The sequence below is a fragment of the Fontibacillus phaseoli genome, from assembly GCF_003337355.1.
Taxonomy (GTDB): Bacteria; Bacillota; Bacilli; order Paenibacillales; family Paenibacillaceae; genus Fontibacillus; species Fontibacillus phaseoli.
Map to the genome: position 1 here is coordinate 1,288,126 of NZ_QPJW01000001.1, position 17,707 is coordinate 1,305,832.

Genomic DNA, 17,707 nt, shown 5'->3' on the forward strand with positions numbered 1-17,707 from the left:
TACATCTTAAGGAGGAAATAAAAAAATGGCCCCTCTTTCAACATCCGCGGGTAAACTTCAATCTGCCGACGCTTCTGTTAAGCTTCCCTGGCTTGCTTTGCTGGCACTTGCAATGACAGGATTCATTTGCATTCTTACTGAAACCATTCCGGCGGGGTTACTGCCATTAATAGGAGAAGGGCTAAATGTTTCTAAGGGGTTGGCTGGTCAACTGGTAACTTCTTATGCGATTGGTTCCATAGCGGCCGCAATTCCGTTCGCCATGTTTACCAGCGGGTTTAGGCGCCGTCCATTGTTGCTCGCTATTATAGCGGTATTCTTGGTATTTAACACCGTCACCGCCTTGTCAACCAGTTATGTGTTGACACTCATCGCTCGTTTCTTCGCCGGTATGGCTGCTGGCGCCGCATGGGGAATGATCGCCGGTTACGCACGGCGGATGGTGCCAGAAGTATTGAAAGGACGAGCTTTGGCAGTAGCGATGGTGGGAACTCCAATCGCTCTTACGTTCGGAGTACCGTTCGGCACTATGCTCGGTGACCTGATTGGTTGGCGTGCCGTTTTTGGACTCATGTCCCTTCTCACTCTTATTTTAATGGGTTGGGTGTTATGGAAAGTTCCGGATTATCCAGGGCAATCTAGAAATCAAAGAATGACCGTTGGGCAAGTGTTTGTTATGCCCGGCTTACGTTCAATTCTTATGGTGGTGTTTACCTGGATGTTGGCACACAATATCTTATACACGTATATCTCACCGTTTCTCGAGCCGATCGGGCTCTCAGAGCGTGTTGATCTTGTCTTGCTGATTTTCGGAATAGCCGCACTTATCTCCATCTGGATTGTTGGACTTTTAATTGACCGTATGCTACGCCCTCTTGTATTGATCAGCCTAATTGGTTTTGCGCTTGTGTCCGTTGCCCTATGGGTGGGCGGTACATCAGCACCGATTGTCTATGCGGCAGTTGTGTTATGGGGACTGACCTTCGGCGGTGCCGCCACGCTGCTGCAAACCGCCCAAGCTAATGCAAGCGGTGAGGAAGGGGTGGATATCGCAATGCCGATTAATACTACAGTATGGAATCTGGCCATCGCTGGCGGAGGCATTGTAGGTGGTGCGTTGCTGGAGCATGTTGGAGTTCAATCGTTTCCAGGGGTGCTATTGATCCTGCTACTTGTTGCGTTGATTATCGCTTGGAGTGCGAAAAGGCACGGCTTCCCTAGCAGGCAGTGAAGTCCCTCATTCATTAACGTATTTGTTTGAGGATCCAATCGACCATTTGACATTAATAATACAGCGGCAGTATAGGACTTTATTTTTTGGTCCAAGGCTGCCGCTATTCGAGAAATATCGAGCGATCAGGTACGACTTTCCGCTTCTTTCATTTCAAATTTTGCAGCCGATTAAATCCATAAATTGAAGCAGTTACAAAAAAATAAAACCGCGCTACGCACGGCTTATAATTTAGGTATATATTTTTGTCATCTTACGCCTGGGAGAGTTAATTATCGCTAACCATGCGTTGATCCGTTGTCACCGGCAACACGCCGCTAGCTTCCAATCGGCCGAGCAGCACTTTAATCCCGGCGGCTGTATTGGGCTCCTGCTTTCCGTAAACCGCAAGTCCTGAGGTCACGTTCTGCAAATAGATCGTCTCATACGGATTGCCAAGCGATAAAAGAGCATATCGCTTATTACGCTTGTTCATCTCTTCGATCAAGGTCTGATAATCGGTCCATCCGAACTGACTGGCCACGTTACGGAACTGGTAAGAGGCCAGGATGACATAATCCGCCTTATCCATCGCCTGAAGCGCCTCCGTCGTTTTTCCTGGACCGATAACGGAAATTTCCGTCTTTAGCGATAGGTTACTTGCGGCTTGCATCAGCTGCCTCTCAAGCTGCTCCGCCTGTTCCTTCTCGGCTGCGGCAATAACAACCCGGTCTCCTTGGTGAATTTGATCCGGATGCTCACCGTCGCGGCCGGCCAATAATGTGACCGCTCGGTCTGCAATTTCCCGTTCCACCGTGCGATGCTCCTCGGATCCGATGACATCGTTAAGCGCGGCCAACTTATGCGCAAGGCTTTCGCTACGGTCAAACAACCCATATTTTGATTTAAGCTCCAATATTCGTTTTACCGACTTATGGATGGTTTCGATCGGGATCGTCCCTCTCTTCACCGCGCTAACCAGCGTTTGATGTGCAGTTGCCGGATCTTGCGGCATAAGGATGATATCGACGCCTGCGGAGACTGCGCGTTCCACCGCTTTATTTTCCCCAAAATGTTCCGCAATCGCATTCATGGTGAAGGCATCAGAAATGATGACCCCTCTATAACCCAGCTCCTCCCGAAGCAGTCCGGTCAGCACCTTTTTAGATAACGTGGCAGGGATCGGCACGCTGCTTCCGTCCTTGAGCGAAATAACGTGTTCATTGTCTACTGCGGGGAACGCAATATGCGCGGTCATGATCATCTCCACCCCGTTCTCGATCGAGGCACGAAACGGTTTCAGTTCCACCGCGTCGAGCCGTTCGCGGTTATGTGTCAGGACCGGCATTCCCAGATGGGAGTCTACCGTCGTGTCACCATGCCCAGGAAAATGCTTGACTGCCGCAATGACCCCGGATTGACGCAGCCCTTTTATTGTTGCGAGCCCAAGTCGTGATACCAAGTCCGCATCCGAGCCAAACGAACGCATCCCGATGATCGGATTGTCTGGATTGCTGTTAATGTCGAGCACCGGGGCGAAATTGACCTGCAACCCGAGCGCCTTCAGCTCTTCCCCTGTCAGCCTTCCTGCCGCTTCAGCCAGCGCCGCGTCACCGGTTGCGCCAAGCGCCATTTGACCCGGCAGATTCGTCCCGCCGGGAATTCGCTTAACAACGCCTCCTTCTTGGTCGATGCTGAGAAACAGCGGAATGTCACCTGCTTCCTTTTGCAGATCATGCGTGAGTATTGTAGCCTGTCGCGCGTCTACTATATTTTTGTCAAAAAGAATAAGTCCGCCCAAGTCCTGATCGTGGATGCTGCGTTTCAATCCTTCATTGACGGTTGTTGTCACGCGACCCTTCCATTGCCTAATGTCAGGCATGAGCATTTGGCCGACTTGCTCGCTGACGGTCATATAGGATATCAGCTTATCCCAATCGTGCGCCTGAATGGCTGCTTCGCGTTCGAATCGAATCACCCGCGTCATAAATACGGAAAACTCCGCCCGCGTGACAGGTCGATCCGGCCGATAGGTGCCATCCGTATATCCACCGATCAATCCGTTGGAGCTCATGACGAGAATAGGTGCTGCCGCCCAATGCTTCTCTGTATCCGCAGTTAAACTTACGGATTGCTCTCCTTTCGCAAGAGAATAAGCACGTGTAAGGAATGCGGCAGTCTCTGCGCGGCTCATCGCTATATCCGGATGGAAGGTGCCGTCAGGAAATCCGCTAGACAGCCCGTTTTTTTCCGCAATGGCGATTTCGCGATAAAAAGGATGTGTTGTCGGAACATCCGAATAATTGGTACCCTCCGTTGCAACTTGCAACTGTTGAGGATAAAGCTCCCGAACCATGAAAGTTACGGCTTGCGCTCTTGTTACAGACCTCTCGGGCATAAACTTCCCATTGCCATATCCGGCAACGGTTTCCCTTTTAGCCATATAGTTAATGCTGTCTTCTGCCCACTTCGAATGTTGCAGATCGGCAAACCGTTGTTCCGCAGCCGCACTCCCTGCCGAAATAAGCATGGAACTCAGCACGGCACCGAGTATCGTCATCATTTTTACATTCATCTGTACACCTCTTAGTTGTTGTTCTTTGTATGATGAATAGACGCTTCTGATGTACCATTTGTTGCGACCAGGAAGATAATGGACAGGAAAAGGCGCTTGCTAGAATAGCGCCAAGCTATTAGCTGGAATAGCGTAATGAAGGACTGCCTTTCGGCAGCCCCTAGCATAAAACTTTCGTAATCCGTTAGTGACATGAAATTTCCCTTTAGTCGAACAATCCCCTACGAAGTAGATTAGCCGTGATCGGTTCTCGCCCAATTTCTCTCGCCCATACAGACAACTGACCAATGTGATGTATTTCGTGAGCGATGACGTGACGCATGATTTCTCCATGCTTATATGTTATCCATTCACCATTATTACGTAGAAGTGTCAGCTCTTTAAGTTCCATTTCCGAGGACCATAACTTAACAAACGGCTCCACTTCTGCGTGAAACTGTATCGATAAATCTCGCACCTGCCTCACACTTCTGTACGCCTCGAAGGGCTCTTGTTCAAATTCTGCTTTTCCCTGCATTACGCTGTGTATCCAACTATATTCCATATAAACGATGTGAAACAGCGTTTCTAAGATTCCTCCAACACCGCCAATTCGAGCTTTAAGCAATTCATCTTCAGGTACATCTTCACACCAAGCGAACCAGTCATTACGAACCTGCCAGTTGTATTGGAACAGAGTCTTCATTATAGAGCACTCTCCTATTTTATATTTTCGAAATATTCACGTGCCTTCTCTTCTTGATTCCACGCTACGTTTGCGCTTTTAAGATACACGTTATCTTTTCTTCTTCAGTAAAGAAATAATTCTAATAATACTTAATATAATTAGTATCAAAATAAAAGCAAATATTAGTAAAAATAGAATTACTCCGACTCCTGGTAGGAATCCATTTTTAAAAACATTTATTATGTAATTCTGATCAAATATAAGTTTAAGAATTAAATTAAAAGCCACGATAACTACAGTAATAATTGCAGCTTCTTTAAAGATTTTCAATACGAATCCCCTTTCAATACCATCCCTCTTGTTTCAACCATAAGTTGCAAACACGAGTAAAGCCGGTCTTTCATCACACGAATGATGAAACAACAGTTAAACTAAACTGTCCGTTAGCTTAACAGGCTCCCGATGTAGTTTAATATTCTATATATCCCGAATAATTTGAAATATCTAGAAAGGTGTGAGATTATGAGCAGCATGTTATCCATTGAAAAGCAAAGAGAAGTTGTTGCAACAACAGAGACTGTTTGGAATGTACTTATAAACCCTGATTTTATTAAACAATGGCTGGGGGTCACAATCAAGACCAATTGGATAGTAGGTCAGCCGATTTCCTTTTCATTCACTTGGGAGGGTAAAGCGTTCGAAGATAAAGGATACCTCTTGGAGTTGGATGCTCCTAAAGTTTTCTCCTATAACTACTGGAGCGGTTTCTCCGGGACCTACGATACCCCTGAAAACTATTCAATCATCACATTTACGTTGTTTAACCAAGATAACATTACGATATTGAAATTAAAACACAGTAATTTTTCTACTGGGACTATGTATGAACATTCAGATAAGAACTGGGAAGAAACACTAGATACTATAAAGAAAATGGCTGAAAGTGAATCTTTCCTCGATTGAGACGAACGAAAGAACCATAACCCGTGAGGCGCCCTTGCCTAACATAGCAAAAAGGATTGGAGCAGGATATTACTTCCTGATCCAATCCTCCTTTTCTTACCTTCTTACGGCTCAATCCCCCATACAAGCTGACCGTTCAAATACCCGGTAACCTGTTCATTTTTTACGAATTGACTGCTGGATGCCTTAAATGAGTAATCGTTTGCCTGGTTGTAATTGGACCAGTCGGTTTTGGAGAACCGTGCTTGAATTTCTGCGCTCTGGCCGGGATTAAGCGTTCCAGCCGAACTCGTAAAGCCTATTTCCAGAACATAATCGGCTCCGGCAACCGGAGTCGCCAGTTTAACGAAATTGCTGGTTACATTCCCACTCCCGATACTGGTCCAGTCGCACCAGAAACTCTGTGCGTTTTCCCCGTCAATCGTATAGTAATACCGGAGTTTTACATCACTTAACTGAATCGTTGTATCACCATTATTAACTACTTTGAATTTGGGTGAAATTCCGTTGGTGGAAGCGCTCGTGTTGCCGTTAAAGGCTTGGATCGTCAAATCTCCCGCGGGTACAGGAACACTACTGTCCACTACATTTACTGAAAGAACAGTATTATTTCCTCCGCTAAAATGAAAAGTTAAAGCATTCTGACCCAGAGACAGTGTGGAAAGATAGGATTTGCTAAGAACGACAGCAGCGCTTGATGCCGTATAATCCTGGCCTGATGTAAGAGTATCATTTCCATTCGTTATACTTGTAAGCTGGTGTCCGTTTAAAGTAAGGGATACTAAAATATCCTGCCCGAGATTCTCCGCTTTATCGAATGTCGCATTTTCGGGCGAAATCGCAGCGCTCGGTGTTGAATCAACAATTTTGACTTTTAATACGGGATCTTGTCCTTGATTAAAATCAAATACGATTGAATGCTCGCCAACCGGCAGCCCAACCAGGTATTCTTTTTTCAACAACAGCGTACTTCCACTCAAGGTATAATCCTGAGTTTCGGTCAATGCATTGGCGGCTGCTCGGAGAGCTGTTAACATATTGCCGTTAAAATTTACACTTATGGCTTGGTCGCTTTGATTAGGCGCATATTTGTCAAATGCAACGTTTGTGGGTGTGATGGACCCGCTTTGAGTTGGATTCTCAACCTTTAAATCAGGCAGCTCATCCAACGTGATGACATAATTATTTTGATAAAGCGTTGTCAGGGTAGCCGGAAAATTAAAAGCGGAACTCATGAGATGCTCGCCGTCTTTAAATCGTTCCAAGCTGGTAATTTTATTAGAAAATCGGTATCATAAAAATGATTTGTTAGAAAAGGAGTTGGACGAGCAATTATGAAAAAGAAGCAGCTTACACGATCTCTTATTCTGCTGATTTCCGCTGTTTTGATCCTTGGCGGGTGCGGCAAAGACAACGAGACCAAGCAAGAGTCGGCAAATAATCAAGCGGCAGGAAATACCGCGGAACAACCGACTTCGCCAGTTGAACCGGAATCCGCGCCTGAATCAGCGAAAGAAACCATGAGCTGGGACAGCCCTCCTGCTATGGAGATCGATACGAACAAAGCCTATACTGCGAAATTCACGACATCAAAGGGAGACTTTACCATCGAGCTGTTTGCTAAAGACGCTCCTAAAACCGTCAATAACTTCGTTTTTCTATCCCGGCAAGGCTTTTACAATGACGTCATCTTCCACCGGATTATCGAAACGTTCATGATCCAGACCGGAGACCCGGAAGGAACTGGAGCAGGCGGCCCGGGATACAGCTTTGAAGATGAACAAACAGAACATAAGTATGAACCCGGTATTGTTGCCATGGCTAACGCAGGGCCGGATACAAATGGTAGCCAATTTTTTATCTGCACAGGCGATGACAGTATCGGACTAAATAACACTCCGAATTTCACCATTTTTGGTAAAGTCACAAATGGCATGGATGTAGTCGAAGACATTGCTGCTACCCCAGTCGAACCGGGCGGTCCTATGGGTGAACTCAGTACACCAACAGAAACCGTGCAGATTAAAGAAATTCAAATAGTTGAGCAATAAAAACCAAATGAACAACTCATAAAAACAGGCCTCGCATTCGATTAAAGAAATCGCGAGGTCTGTTTATGTTCAGCTGCTTCCACAGCTTATTAGGATTCTATAACATGTTGTTATTGAGATTGGGCTGAATATACATTATCAAGAAACTCGATGGAGATGCTTTCTGCCTCCGCTTTGGTTTCAATTTCCGAAACTTGGCGTAAACTTTGATACATAGTTATCGTATTTTTTAAAGCCTGGTAGCAACTTTCAAAACTGTGGAGGGAAACCGTTTTTTTAAGGTCCTCTAGTTCTTGGACACCGTACTTTTCTAATTTGCGAACCCCTCGCGGTTGCCGGCCGTTACGAATGAGAATCAACGGTCCCAAAACCGTGCTTCGTATAAATGTTAAAAGATCAATTACTTCAAACAACTCTCCTCTCCCCAGTTTCGTTGCTCCGTAATGAACCCATACCCAAAAGCGGTCCTCCATCCATTGCGGATCAGGATAAGGGAAAATTGTCGTTGTCTTGTTAAGTATCGTTGTAATGTCAGAGCCTCTCTCCCAAAGAATTTTCGGATTTTCGATTCGGGATTCAAGTTCTTGCGGTTGTATAAATTTTAGGTCGACATGAATAGGAACAGGTCCGTATAAACAAATAACCAAACGAGGTTCACCCACATGCTCGCCCGTGAATGCCGACAGCAGGTTACCAAGTTCTTCTGCAATTTGAAGTCGTTGTTCCATAATCTCGCTTCGGAATTCATTACGATAGACAATTATTAGATCCAAATCACTATACTCATCCATTGCTCCGTACACCATTGAACCGCCTGCAAGCAGACCTGTAAGCCGGTGATCTTGGCATAAAAACCCTATTGCCCTTTCAATGAATCTTTCATGTACGGGTAACCTCATGCAAAACACTCCTTAAATTGTGACCCATAAAATGGGTATTACTAAAAGGTAACATTTCAGGAATGTGAGTGTCAATAACCATGTTAAGTCAAATACTCCTTCCATTCCTGTGTAATGCTGGACTTTAGTCGAGGTTCGCTACCTGCCGCGGTCTGGTCCGAACCACGGAGATATTGGTTACAATATAGCTAAGTCTTTTGGAGGAGCGATTGAGCATGAATTATGAACATAAGATACAGAGAGAAATTGCCGACTGGGAACAAAAAATGTTCAAACCGCCGGGATTGCTGGAAAAAGCATCGAAAACAATCGGCAATCGAATAAACCATCTGATTCCCCCGAAGGTACACAGCATCATTACGACCACCATACGATCAATCGTCCGCACAGCATTGTTCGGCGCGGAATATACACCTAGCCGTCCGGTGCAAGACACTCCGGAACTGGAGGCTGCCGATCAAGAAGCGAAAGAGTTGTTTGCATTGTACCAAAAAATTGCGGTTGCCGAAGGCGCCGGAACTGGAGCTGGCGGCATTATGCTTAGCATGGTAGACTTTCCGGCGCTAATTGCGATCAAGATGAAATATTTGTTTGAGCTAGCGCATGTGTATGGCTATGACACCAAACACTTTTCCGAACGGGTATTCATTCTCAAGGTTTTCCAAATGACGTTTTCGGGACCGGAAAACCGTGCCAGGTTGCTCTATTCCATCAAGCATTGGCATATAGAAAAGGAACAATGGTTCTCCGACGCCGAATACTCCCAAAATATGGACTGGGAAACCTTTCAGATCGAGTATCGCGACGCCATCGACTTTCGGAAAATGCTGCAGATGGTGCCCGGAATCGGCGCTATTGCAGGCGCATGGGCGAATTACACCATTCTCGAGGAGCTGCGCGAATTCGCTATGAACGCTTACCGCCTGCGCAGATTGCACGATGATTTCGCGGTTTTGGGTTAATCCCCTCTCTATCGCTAAAACCACAATAAAGGCAGCTAATCATGGGGATTAGCTGCCTTTATTGATCAGCGACGAACTTACGAGTGATGTTCCTGTACTTTGTAGGTGAAATGCCTTTTTTAGCTTTGAACTGCTTGATAAAGTAGGTGTCATACTCAAATCCGGTGGCGCGAGCAATATCATTCAGGTTCATATCCGTATGCGTTAAAAGATCACCCGCTACCTTCAAACGATGCAAAAGCAAGTAACCCATTGCCGTAGTTCCGCATCTTTCTTGAAACATCTTATTAAGACTTACTCGGTTCAAATGAGCACACTTCGTCAAATCTTCCAAGGCTATCTTTCTCGGATAATTTGTGTGCATATATTCTAGAACCAAATCAACAGGCGATTGTTCGCTGCTTCGATTTAAATCCTCAAGCATACCCAAAATTTGAATGAGGTATTTTTTGATTCTACACCTCCATCGTTCATCACTTTGCGCCTGCACTTCCGTACCAAGTATAAAAAACCATTCGAATAAAAGCGGATATGCTTTCTCGGTTATACGGGGTACTCCTGAATATGGATGATTTCTTTGAAAAAGGGAAAGACCCGTTTGTATTCTCGGAGTAGACGGAGAGTAACCTTGCGTTTCGGAAAGAGTTACGCTGTTAAGAAATTCGCGATGGAAATTAAAGGATTGCGCGACGACGTTTTGTTTCTCAATGACGTTTATCTTATCATCTTCAGCCAAGCAAAGTATACAGGGAGCAGTAATAGATATGGGACGTTCATTCAGTATCCCTTTCATACTCCCGGACGTAATGAACATCAGACTAAGTCGTTCAGGATAAGGAAGTTGACTAAAGTCCTCCACGGCGGCAAATTCAATATACACTATACGGTTTTTGTATCGGTCTAATTGCGGCATAGTATTTCACCTATCAAATAGTATAGTTAGATGCTTCATTTATTCCAGTGTACCACACAAGTGTGAGGGGTATAATTACCGATGTAACAAGAAAAGGAGGGAAATTATTATGGCTATTGAACGTTTTCATATTCACGTCTCCAGTGAGATCCTGGACGATCTACAATATAGACTGCATCACGTCCGTTGGCCGGATCAATTAGAAAATTCGAGTTGGGAACGCGGCACGGAACTAAGTTACTTAAAATCGCTAGTTTCGTATTGGAGAGATCATTACGATTGGCGCGCCCAAGAGTCCGTGTTGAACCGATTCTCCCAGTTTCGCTGCAATATCGACGGGATAGACGTGCATTTCGTGCATGAGCGCGGTAAAGGGCCTAACCCGTTGCCCCTTATTCTTACCCACGGTTGGCCCGACAGTTACCTGCGTTATCAAAAAATCATCCCTCTTCTTACGGATCCGGCCAGCTATGGCGGTAACCCTGAGGACTCCTTCGATGTGATTGTCCCCTCGTTACCTGGATTTGGGTTCTCCGGTCGCCCTAACCTTCCCGGCATCAACAATTTTCGTGTCTCCGAAATGTGGGCTACGCTAATGACGAAAGAATTAGGTTACGAAAAATTTGCCGCCGCAGGCGGAGATATGGGCTCCGGTGTTACAAGATACCTGGCAGCAAACCATCCCGATCTGTTATTCGGAATCCATCTAACCGATATCGGCATTATAAGAGATCTCATGAAGGCAAAGCTTTCGGAAGAAGAACTGCGTTACCAGAAAAGCGCTTCGGAATGGATTGCTCAGGAGGGCGGCTATATGTCCATTCAATCTACGCGCCCCCAAACCCTTGCTTATGGACTATCCGACTCTCCGGCAGGTTTGGCTGGCTGGATGATTGAGAAATTTCGTGCTTGGAGCGATTGTAACGGTAACCTTCCGCAAAGATTCAGCGAGGATGAACTAATCACGCATATTATGATCTATTGGGTTACGAACACCATTGGATCGTCTGCACATATGTATTATGAGAATTCTCATTCTTTACCGCCGATGGGCTACATCGAGGTACCGACAGGCATCGCTTTATTCGCTGCAGATGTTTTGTTGCCGCCTAAAGAATGGGCTATGCGCAACCTAAATGTAACCCGCTGGACTTCGTTGCCCCGTGGCGGACATTTTGCCGCTTTGGAGGAGCCCGAGCTTCTTGCCCAGGATATGCGTGCCTTCTACAAGCCCTTTAGAGCGGAAAATAAAAATTGATATTCATAAGATCCACCAGTGCAATAGCTCCCCCTGTCCTTTCTCCTCAAAATGATACTGTGGCTATCCGATCGAAGCTGTATCATCCCCATGCATATGGGCTACGGAACGAAGTATATAGGCTCTTCTCATTGAGTCACGGTGGAACAGATTTCTTTAACAATCAAATACTACTAGTTAATGTATGACGATTAAATAGAAAAGAACTGCTAAGACAAAACGGTACAGAGCAAACCATTCCAATCGAAGTCGCTTAATCAGTTTGATGAACGTCACTACTGCAATCATTGCCACAAGAAAGGATGTCGTAAAGCCAATGAACATTAGAAAGAAATCGTCAGAATTCAGCAAATCGCGACTATCGTATAAATCCAACAAGCTTGCACCAAACATAACAGGTACAGAAATAAGGAACGTAAAATCTGCGGCGGCTTTTTGGCTAGTGCCGAGCAAAAGGCCACCTGAAATCGTCGAACCCGATCTCGAAAATCCCGGCCACAAAGCCAAACATTGGAACAGCCCAATCCCGAAAGCTTGTTTATAATTAATTCCATCCATCGTATCAGCGGTTTCAGTTCTCTTACTCCGTGCTGCGATGATCATCAGCAAGCCACCGACAACTAGACCGATCAAGACGGGGGTTGGGCCAAATAAGTGGCTTTTTATTGTGTCCTTAAAGAGAAGATATAGGATTAATGCTGGTAACATAGCCAAAATTATATGAATTGCATTTAATCCTTTATTTTTGGAAAAATCCATTCTAATTAGATTAGCCCCAATCTCCAAATACCTTTTCCAATAAAGAATTAGAACTGCCATCACTGCACCCAACTGTATAACAATTTTAAAAGTTATTGCAGCGTCTCCCTCAAAGCTAAGCAAATTGCCGGCTAAAATAAGATGTCCAGTAGACGATACCGGCAAAAATTCAGTTAGGCCCTCTATTATGCCAAGTATTATTGCTTTAACTACATCAGTCATCAGTGGATATCCTCCTTCGGAAATAAACTCGTTCACAATTTCCAGTATAAGAGGGACATCCATAGATTCCCATCGATTAACATAACAATATTCAATTCAGTATGACATAAATGTCACATTACTCGTTTAATCCTTAGAGGCCGGAAATGTTTGCTACCCGCCATTAGCAAATTTGAATCAGACAGTCGGTTGGCCAAACGCTCCGGCTGCCTGATTGCAGGTTTTAGAGGCTCGTTTGATGTTTACAGCCATTACAATATTTCGATGTACCCATCTGTTCCATGCACGCGAATTCGTTGCCCATCTTTTATTAGCTTGGTAGCATTCTCCACTCCGACAACGGCAGGCAAGCCATATTCACGTGCGATTACTGCTCCATGGGTCATCAGTCCGCCGACTTCGGTGACAAGGCCTTTTATCGATACAAACAAGGGCGTCCAGCTAGGATCCGTAAAGGGGGTGACTAATATATCCCCCTCTTCCAGAACAGCATCTCCCATGTTTAATAGGACGCGCGCACGCCCCTCTATAACCCCGGAAGAAACGGCTAGACCCGCAATAGCTCCGGCTGGGAGATCTTCTCTTTTATACTTACCTGCAATAATTTCGCCGTCCGACGTGATCACACGTGGTGGAGTTAGTTTTTCATATTGTTTGTACTCGTCTTTTCTATTGCTGATGATCTGGTCGTTTAGTTTATGCGTGCGAACGACTTCGTGAAGTTCTTCAAAAGTGAGATAGTATATATCTTCTTTGTCATGAATGATGCCCGCTTGCACGAGTTGCTCGGCTTCTTTCAGTAAAGCCTGCTTATAAACGAAATAACGATTCACCATGCCGTATTTGGGATATTCCCGATACCCGATGAAATTCCGGATCAGGTCGATTTTTTCTTTTGTTTCTTTGGCAATTTGTTCGCCATCAGGCAGTGGCTTCAACCGGTCTAACAACTCTCGTTCTTTTTTCAAAGCTTCGCGCAACCCCTGCTCAAATTTCCGGCGACTTTCTTGAGGCTTAAAGTTTTTGATGTTGCTGAGGATCAAGGGAACAAGCGTGATCGGCTTTTCGCTCCACCGGGTTCTCGTAATATCGATTTCCCCCGCACACCGCATTCCGTATTTGCGAAGAAACGCATAGATAGACGCCTGGATTTCCTGTCCGCCGTCAAACTTCAGCAGTTCAACCAAAAAGTCATCATCTTTTACATGATGTAAATAATCAATGACTTCAGGGTAAGCACGAATCACATCTGCCACATCCAAAAGCGCCAGACCCATTTCCGACGTAATATTATTCGGTACGGATTGAGTAAGGGTGTCTGCCGCGTTTTTTTCACCTAACCACTTGTACATATTTTCATTAATCCACGAGGAAGCATCCATAGCGGCCATAAACACAGCCGAACTTTGCGGGTCAAATAAAATCTTCTTCAGCACCTGGATATCTTCCTGAATAAAATCCAATAAATCGGATCCGGATTTCATTTTGATGTTATGTTTTAACTCCTCGATGGAGGTTTGATTTTTCTGGATCAAATCCGAAACGATTGCCGGATCATTTTGGATTTGTGGTTTTGATCCCGGAGATGGACTCCCTTTGGGACTCCCTTCTTTTTTATCAATAGGCAACAATTTTATGAAATCCCGCTCAATGATGGTCATTAGTGCGTCTTTTATGAGCGGATCACCTGGGCCGAAGGTGTTTACCAGTATTTCTCTGCTATCAGGTGAAGCAAGCATGTGCGTAACGTCGACAAATAATCTTCCACCAGCTTTGAACCTCGGCCCAAAGGATGTTAATTCAAATAAAGACAGCCCTAATGGCTTCAAGGGATCCGTCATCATTTGTTGGTGACCGACAGATAGATACACGTGATTTTCATCGTCATTCGCTTCGGGGATCGGGTATAAAGTCGTGATGGGCCGACTCTGGACAATATAAAATGTATCATCAGCCAAACACCATTCGATATCCTGGGGGCGGCCGAAATAAGCTTCAATTTGTCTTCCGATGCGGGCCAGTTGTAAAATTTGTTGATCAGTAAGGGTTTGAGTCTTTTGCCGATCCGGATCGATCTGTCGCGTTTCTGTCCCGCCTTCTTTTCGTCCATAGATCGCCAAAGTTTTAGTTGCTATCCTCTTATCGACGACTTTCCCTTCCTGTACTTTATAACCATCGGCGGAAACCAAACCGGAGACCAATGCTTCGCCAAGTCCGAAACTGGCATCGATGGATAGCAGCTTTCGGTTCGAGGTCATCGGATCGGCGGTAAATAAAATCCCGGAAGCCTGCGGGAAAACCATTCTTTGAACGACAACGGATAAATAAACTGGACTGTGATCGAATTCATTTTGCATCCGGTAGATGACCGCACGATCCGTAAATAGGGAAGCCCAACATTTGCTGATATGCTGCAGGATGGCTTCTTTGCCGATGATATTTAAATAGGTGTCTTGTTGGCCGGCAAAAGAGGCATGGGGCAAATCTTCAGCTGTCGCACTGGAACGCACGGCATAAGCATGCTCCTCGCCGAACCTGGAGAGATAGCGGGTAACTGCTTCTACAACCTCGGAAGGAATTGCTACTTCCATTAGGATTTGTCGAATCTTCTTGCTGATTCCACCAATTTGATCCCGATCTTCTGCTTTTAGCCTGGTTAGTCGATGAAGCAAAGCAGGGTACGTTTCGTTTTGTTCAATGGCCTTTTGATATCCCTCGGTTGTAACGCAAAATCCGTCGGGCACTTGTATTCCTTCAATTTTTGATAGTTCCCCTAAATGTAATCCTTTTCCGCCAACGAGCGAAAGCTGCGTTTTTTCCATTTCCTGAAAGCCGAGAACCAAAGCACTCATTCAACATCTCTCCTAACCATTAAATTGAAAAAACATTTGACAAGGGTTTAGTGGCGTGGTATATTTAAAGTGTAAGATGCGTTATTTATGTCTACATAACTTACACAGTCGTGATCTGATTATATCATCGTGCCTGTTTGTATGCAATATAAAAGAACCTGGTAAACTATCCAGGTTCTTTTTTGATTGGCGTAAGAAATTGAATTTGCTCTAAAACCTCGCTCATTCCGAATCGCTTTGAACCGTAGATAACGAAACAAGGACCGAACCGGCAAAATCCGAAGCTTCCTCTCCTTTGGGATTGTGAAGACGGAACAGGAATGCGTCGCCTGCTTCTGACTTCCACACGATATAGTCGTTAATCCCTTCACTACTTGAGACTTGCAGATAGATCTCGGCGTATCCCAGGGGATGCTCGATAAGCTCCCCGCTAAAATCGGATACTTCGCCAAACTCTTCCAATTCCTCTTTTCCTGCAGATTCAAGCTGCGTTAGATCATAATTAGCAGGTAGCGTTTCGATATCGACATTGTATTCCGGATTGCTGCTAAGGTACAGACGTCCTTCGGCAGCATCGAAAGCAAACTTTTCAAATACGTATAAAGAAAAGCCTTCACCTTGATGTAAGGTGGCCGTGTGAGATTGGTTGCCCTCACCAGTCATCAAATCAAAATTTTCGGTCTGGGGACGTGTCGCTTCGGGTGCTTTCTCGTCATCAGTCGCTGGAGCCGTGACCGCTTCGTTAGTCGGTGTTGAAGTTTCCTGGCTCGCGGGAGGTTCAGTTACTCCAGAGCAAGCAGTAAGTGATAAAACCATGACTAAAATCGAGATTTTCATAAAAGCAGAATACTTTTGATACATGTTTGATCACGCCCTTCTATCGTTATTCCATACGCACTTCATTACGTTAACGTTCAATGAGTACTGTTGCAGCAACATCATTATATGATTCGTTATAAAAATATGATTATTTATAAGTTATTACCCCCGTGAGGGATTAGGAACACAAAGTTTGTGTACACTGCTAAGCACTATAGCCAATTCAAACCGCCGGGATGGCTGGAAAAAACATCGAAAACAATCGGTAATCGAAGTAACCATTTGATCCGCGCGAGTATGCCGTGAACGCCTACCGCCAAGACGCATGGTGGCTTGGACAAAAACAAAGGCAGCTAATCCAATGATTAGTTGCCTTTAGAATTGAAATTGTCTTCGATTGTTATTCCTTCGGAGAAAATTCATTACACAAGCTATTCGGACAAAACATCAACCCATTCTAAAGATGGCTGAGATCCCCCACATGCGCTTTTGCTTACTTTAATATTCTCCTTTAATTACAAAAAACGAGCCTCGAATAGTTCCAGCCAGTTTAGATTTCTGCCTAGCAAACTTAAACTTCCCCTCTAACTCCTTTGGTACCTCCATTCCCTCAGATAACTTAAAACCAACGGCCCGCTTCTTAGGGTCGTCCACCGTATACATGACATTGAGCCCTAGACCATCTTCATAAAAGACGTAGGCAAATTGAATATTTTCCACTTGAAAACGCGACGTTTCTAGAGGTTTGGCCGAAAACTCAATATTGCGTTCTTCTATCAAAATTCGGTTCACGTATTCAAGGGTCTCTTGGCTCTCGCTAGCGGGAACAACCGCATATTCATGCTTATATTTGTTCATAAAGTAACGGGCTTCATTAGCTCGTAGGCCAGCAAGTGCTGCCGCTACGGGTGAAGACTCTAAACCAACCGTAGACACATTTTTGAAATCAACGATATAGGACATTTGCATCCCCCTCTTAACTCTTTATTTTTTAACTACAGGAATCCACATTTCTCCAAATACTAAGCCGTTTTGCTGACCCATCTCAACCGTTGCATTTGGTCCGCCAACATAGGCGAAATTCTTTGTTTCCGGCAAGACTTGACCAAAAGCAATGCCGGTAAGCTTACTACTCAACTCCTCAGCCGTCTTCCCCTCTCCCTTAACAACCAGGTATTCTCCCTTAGGAAATTGGATCACTCTGGTTGCATCAGGTACGGATGCCTCTGTCATGACGCCAGCATAATGCATCATCTTGTTATTCACCGCTTCATTCACGGCAAAAATATAGTCATTTGCGGCGACGGACTTTAAAGTGTCAAGCCTTCCATCCTGTTTGACGGCCGACCAAAAGTCTTCCTTCTCTTTGTTAATGCCAGCATAGTCCGTGTAATCGCTCTTAAGCTCAGTTCCAATCCCTAAAACGATAAAGCTGTCTTTTTCCTGAAAAGAATAATCTTGCATATTTTACACCGTCCTCTTTAAATTTATCAATTGACTTGTCTTTTCACTTGATGGGTTTATAATAACCTTAAATCATGTCAAAATATGATACTG

General features: G+C 44.9%; 15 protein-coding genes. 5 read left to right on the plus strand and 10 right to left on the minus strand.

The window, feature by feature from the left end:
• The first annotated feature begins 25 nt into the window (after positions 1–25).
• Positions 26–1,231, plus strand: coding sequence for an MFS transporter (locus DFP94_RS06350; RefSeq protein WP_114495533.1), 1,206 nt, complete (start codon positions 26–28; stop codon positions 1,229–1,231).
• Positions 1,232–1,499: 268 nt separating this feature from the next.
• On the opposite strand, the gene DFP94_RS06355 is transcribed toward DFP94_RS06350, so the two are convergent.
• Entirely contained in the window at positions 1,500–3,785 is a 2,286-nt protein-coding gene (locus DFP94_RS06355) for a glycoside hydrolase family 3 N-terminal domain-containing protein (protein WP_114495534.1), read from the minus strand.
• A gap of 205 nt (positions 3,786–3,990) precedes the next feature.
• Positions 3,991–4,470, minus strand: a complete 480-nt coding sequence (locus DFP94_RS06360) for a DinB family protein (RefSeq protein ID WP_114495535.1) — start codon at positions 4,468–4,470, stop codon at positions 3,991–3,993.
• 504 nt (positions 4,471–4,974) lie between these two features.
• Here DFP94_RS06360 and DFP94_RS06370 point away from each other — a divergent pair.
• On the plus strand, positions 4,975–5,415 hold the full coding sequence (locus DFP94_RS06370) for an SRPBCC family protein (RefSeq protein ID WP_114495537.1): 441 nt from the start codon (positions 4,975–4,977) through the stop codon (positions 5,413–5,415).
• A 104-nt stretch (positions 5,416–5,519) separates the two neighbouring features.
• Here the strand turns inward: DFP94_RS06370 and DFP94_RS06375 are convergent, their stop codons facing one another.
• Positions 5,520–6,650 carry a X2-like carbohydrate binding domain-containing protein gene (locus DFP94_RS06375; protein WP_245954519.1) on the minus strand — a complete coding sequence of 377 codons (1,131 nt, stop codon included), beginning with the start codon at positions 6,648–6,650 and terminating at the stop codon, positions 5,520–5,522.
• 99 nt (positions 6,651–6,749) lie between these two features.
• Here DFP94_RS06375 and DFP94_RS06380 point away from each other — a divergent pair, with 99 nt between their 5' ends.
• Positions 6,750–7,466, plus strand: a complete 717-nt coding sequence (locus DFP94_RS06380) for a peptidylprolyl isomerase (protein WP_114495538.1) — start codon at positions 6,750–6,752, stop codon at positions 7,464–7,466.
• Positions 7,467–7,576: 110 nt separating this feature from the next.
• Here the strand turns inward: DFP94_RS06380 and DFP94_RS06385 are convergent, their stop codons facing one another.
• Positions 7,577–8,365 (minus strand): nucleotidyltransferase domain-containing protein, encoded by a 789-nt coding sequence (locus DFP94_RS06385; RefSeq protein ID WP_114495539.1) that lies wholly within the window; start codon positions 8,363–8,365, stop codon positions 7,577–7,579.
• A 215-nt stretch (positions 8,366–8,580) separates the two neighbouring features.
• Here DFP94_RS06385 and DFP94_RS06390 point away from each other — a divergent pair, with 215 nt between their 5' ends.
• Positions 8,581–9,327, plus strand: coding sequence for an EcsC family protein (locus DFP94_RS06390; protein WP_114495540.1), 747 nt, complete (start codon positions 8,581–8,583; stop codon positions 9,325–9,327).
• A 58-nt stretch (positions 9,328–9,385) separates the two neighbouring features.
• Here the strand turns inward: DFP94_RS06390 and DFP94_RS06395 are convergent, their stop codons facing one another.
• Positions 9,386–10,240, minus strand: coding sequence for an AraC family transcriptional regulator (locus DFP94_RS06395; protein ID WP_114495541.1), 855 nt, complete (start codon positions 10,238–10,240; stop codon positions 9,386–9,388).
• A 109-nt stretch (positions 10,241–10,349) separates the two neighbouring features.
• On the opposite strand from DFP94_RS06395, the gene DFP94_RS06400 reads away from it, so the two are divergent.
• The gene (locus tag DFP94_RS06400) at positions 10,350–11,498 is read left to right on the plus strand and encodes an epoxide hydrolase family protein (RefSeq protein ID WP_114495542.1); all 1,149 of its coding nucleotides are present in this window, start codon (positions 10,350–10,352) and stop codon (positions 11,496–11,498) included.
• Between the two features lie 177 nt (positions 11,499–11,675).
• Here DFP94_RS06400 and DFP94_RS06405 read toward each other — a convergent pair whose 3' ends face one another.
• From DFP94_RS06405 to DFP94_RS06425, 5 genes are all read right to left on the minus strand, one after another.
• Complete coding sequence (locus DFP94_RS06405) at positions 11,676–12,479, minus strand: undecaprenyl-diphosphate phosphatase (protein WP_114495543.1); 804 nt, start codon at positions 12,477–12,479, stop codon at positions 11,676–11,678.
• 251 nt (positions 12,480–12,730) lie between these two features.
• The gene (ppsA, locus tag DFP94_RS06410) at positions 12,731–15,331 is read right to left on the minus strand and encodes a phosphoenolpyruvate synthase (RefSeq protein ID WP_114495544.1); all 2,601 of its coding nucleotides are present in this window, start codon (positions 15,329–15,331) and stop codon (positions 12,731–12,733) included.
• 222 nt (positions 15,332–15,553) lie between these two features.
• Positions 15,554–16,192: a hypothetical protein gene (locus DFP94_RS06415; RefSeq protein WP_114495545.1), complete on the minus strand. Its 639-nt coding sequence runs from the start codon at positions 16,190–16,192 to the stop codon at positions 15,554–15,556.
• Between the two features lie 456 nt (positions 16,193–16,648).
• The gene (locus DFP94_RS06420) at positions 16,649–17,113 is read right to left on the minus strand and encodes a phage tail protein (RefSeq protein ID WP_114495546.1); all 465 of its coding nucleotides are present in this window, start codon (positions 17,111–17,113) and stop codon (positions 16,649–16,651) included.
• Positions 17,114–17,134: 21 nt separating this feature from the next.
• Positions 17,135–17,614, minus strand: coding sequence for a GyrI-like domain-containing protein (locus DFP94_RS06425; RefSeq protein ID WP_114495547.1), 480 nt, complete (start codon positions 17,612–17,614; stop codon positions 17,135–17,137).
• Positions 17,615–17,707 lie beyond the last annotated feature (93 nt).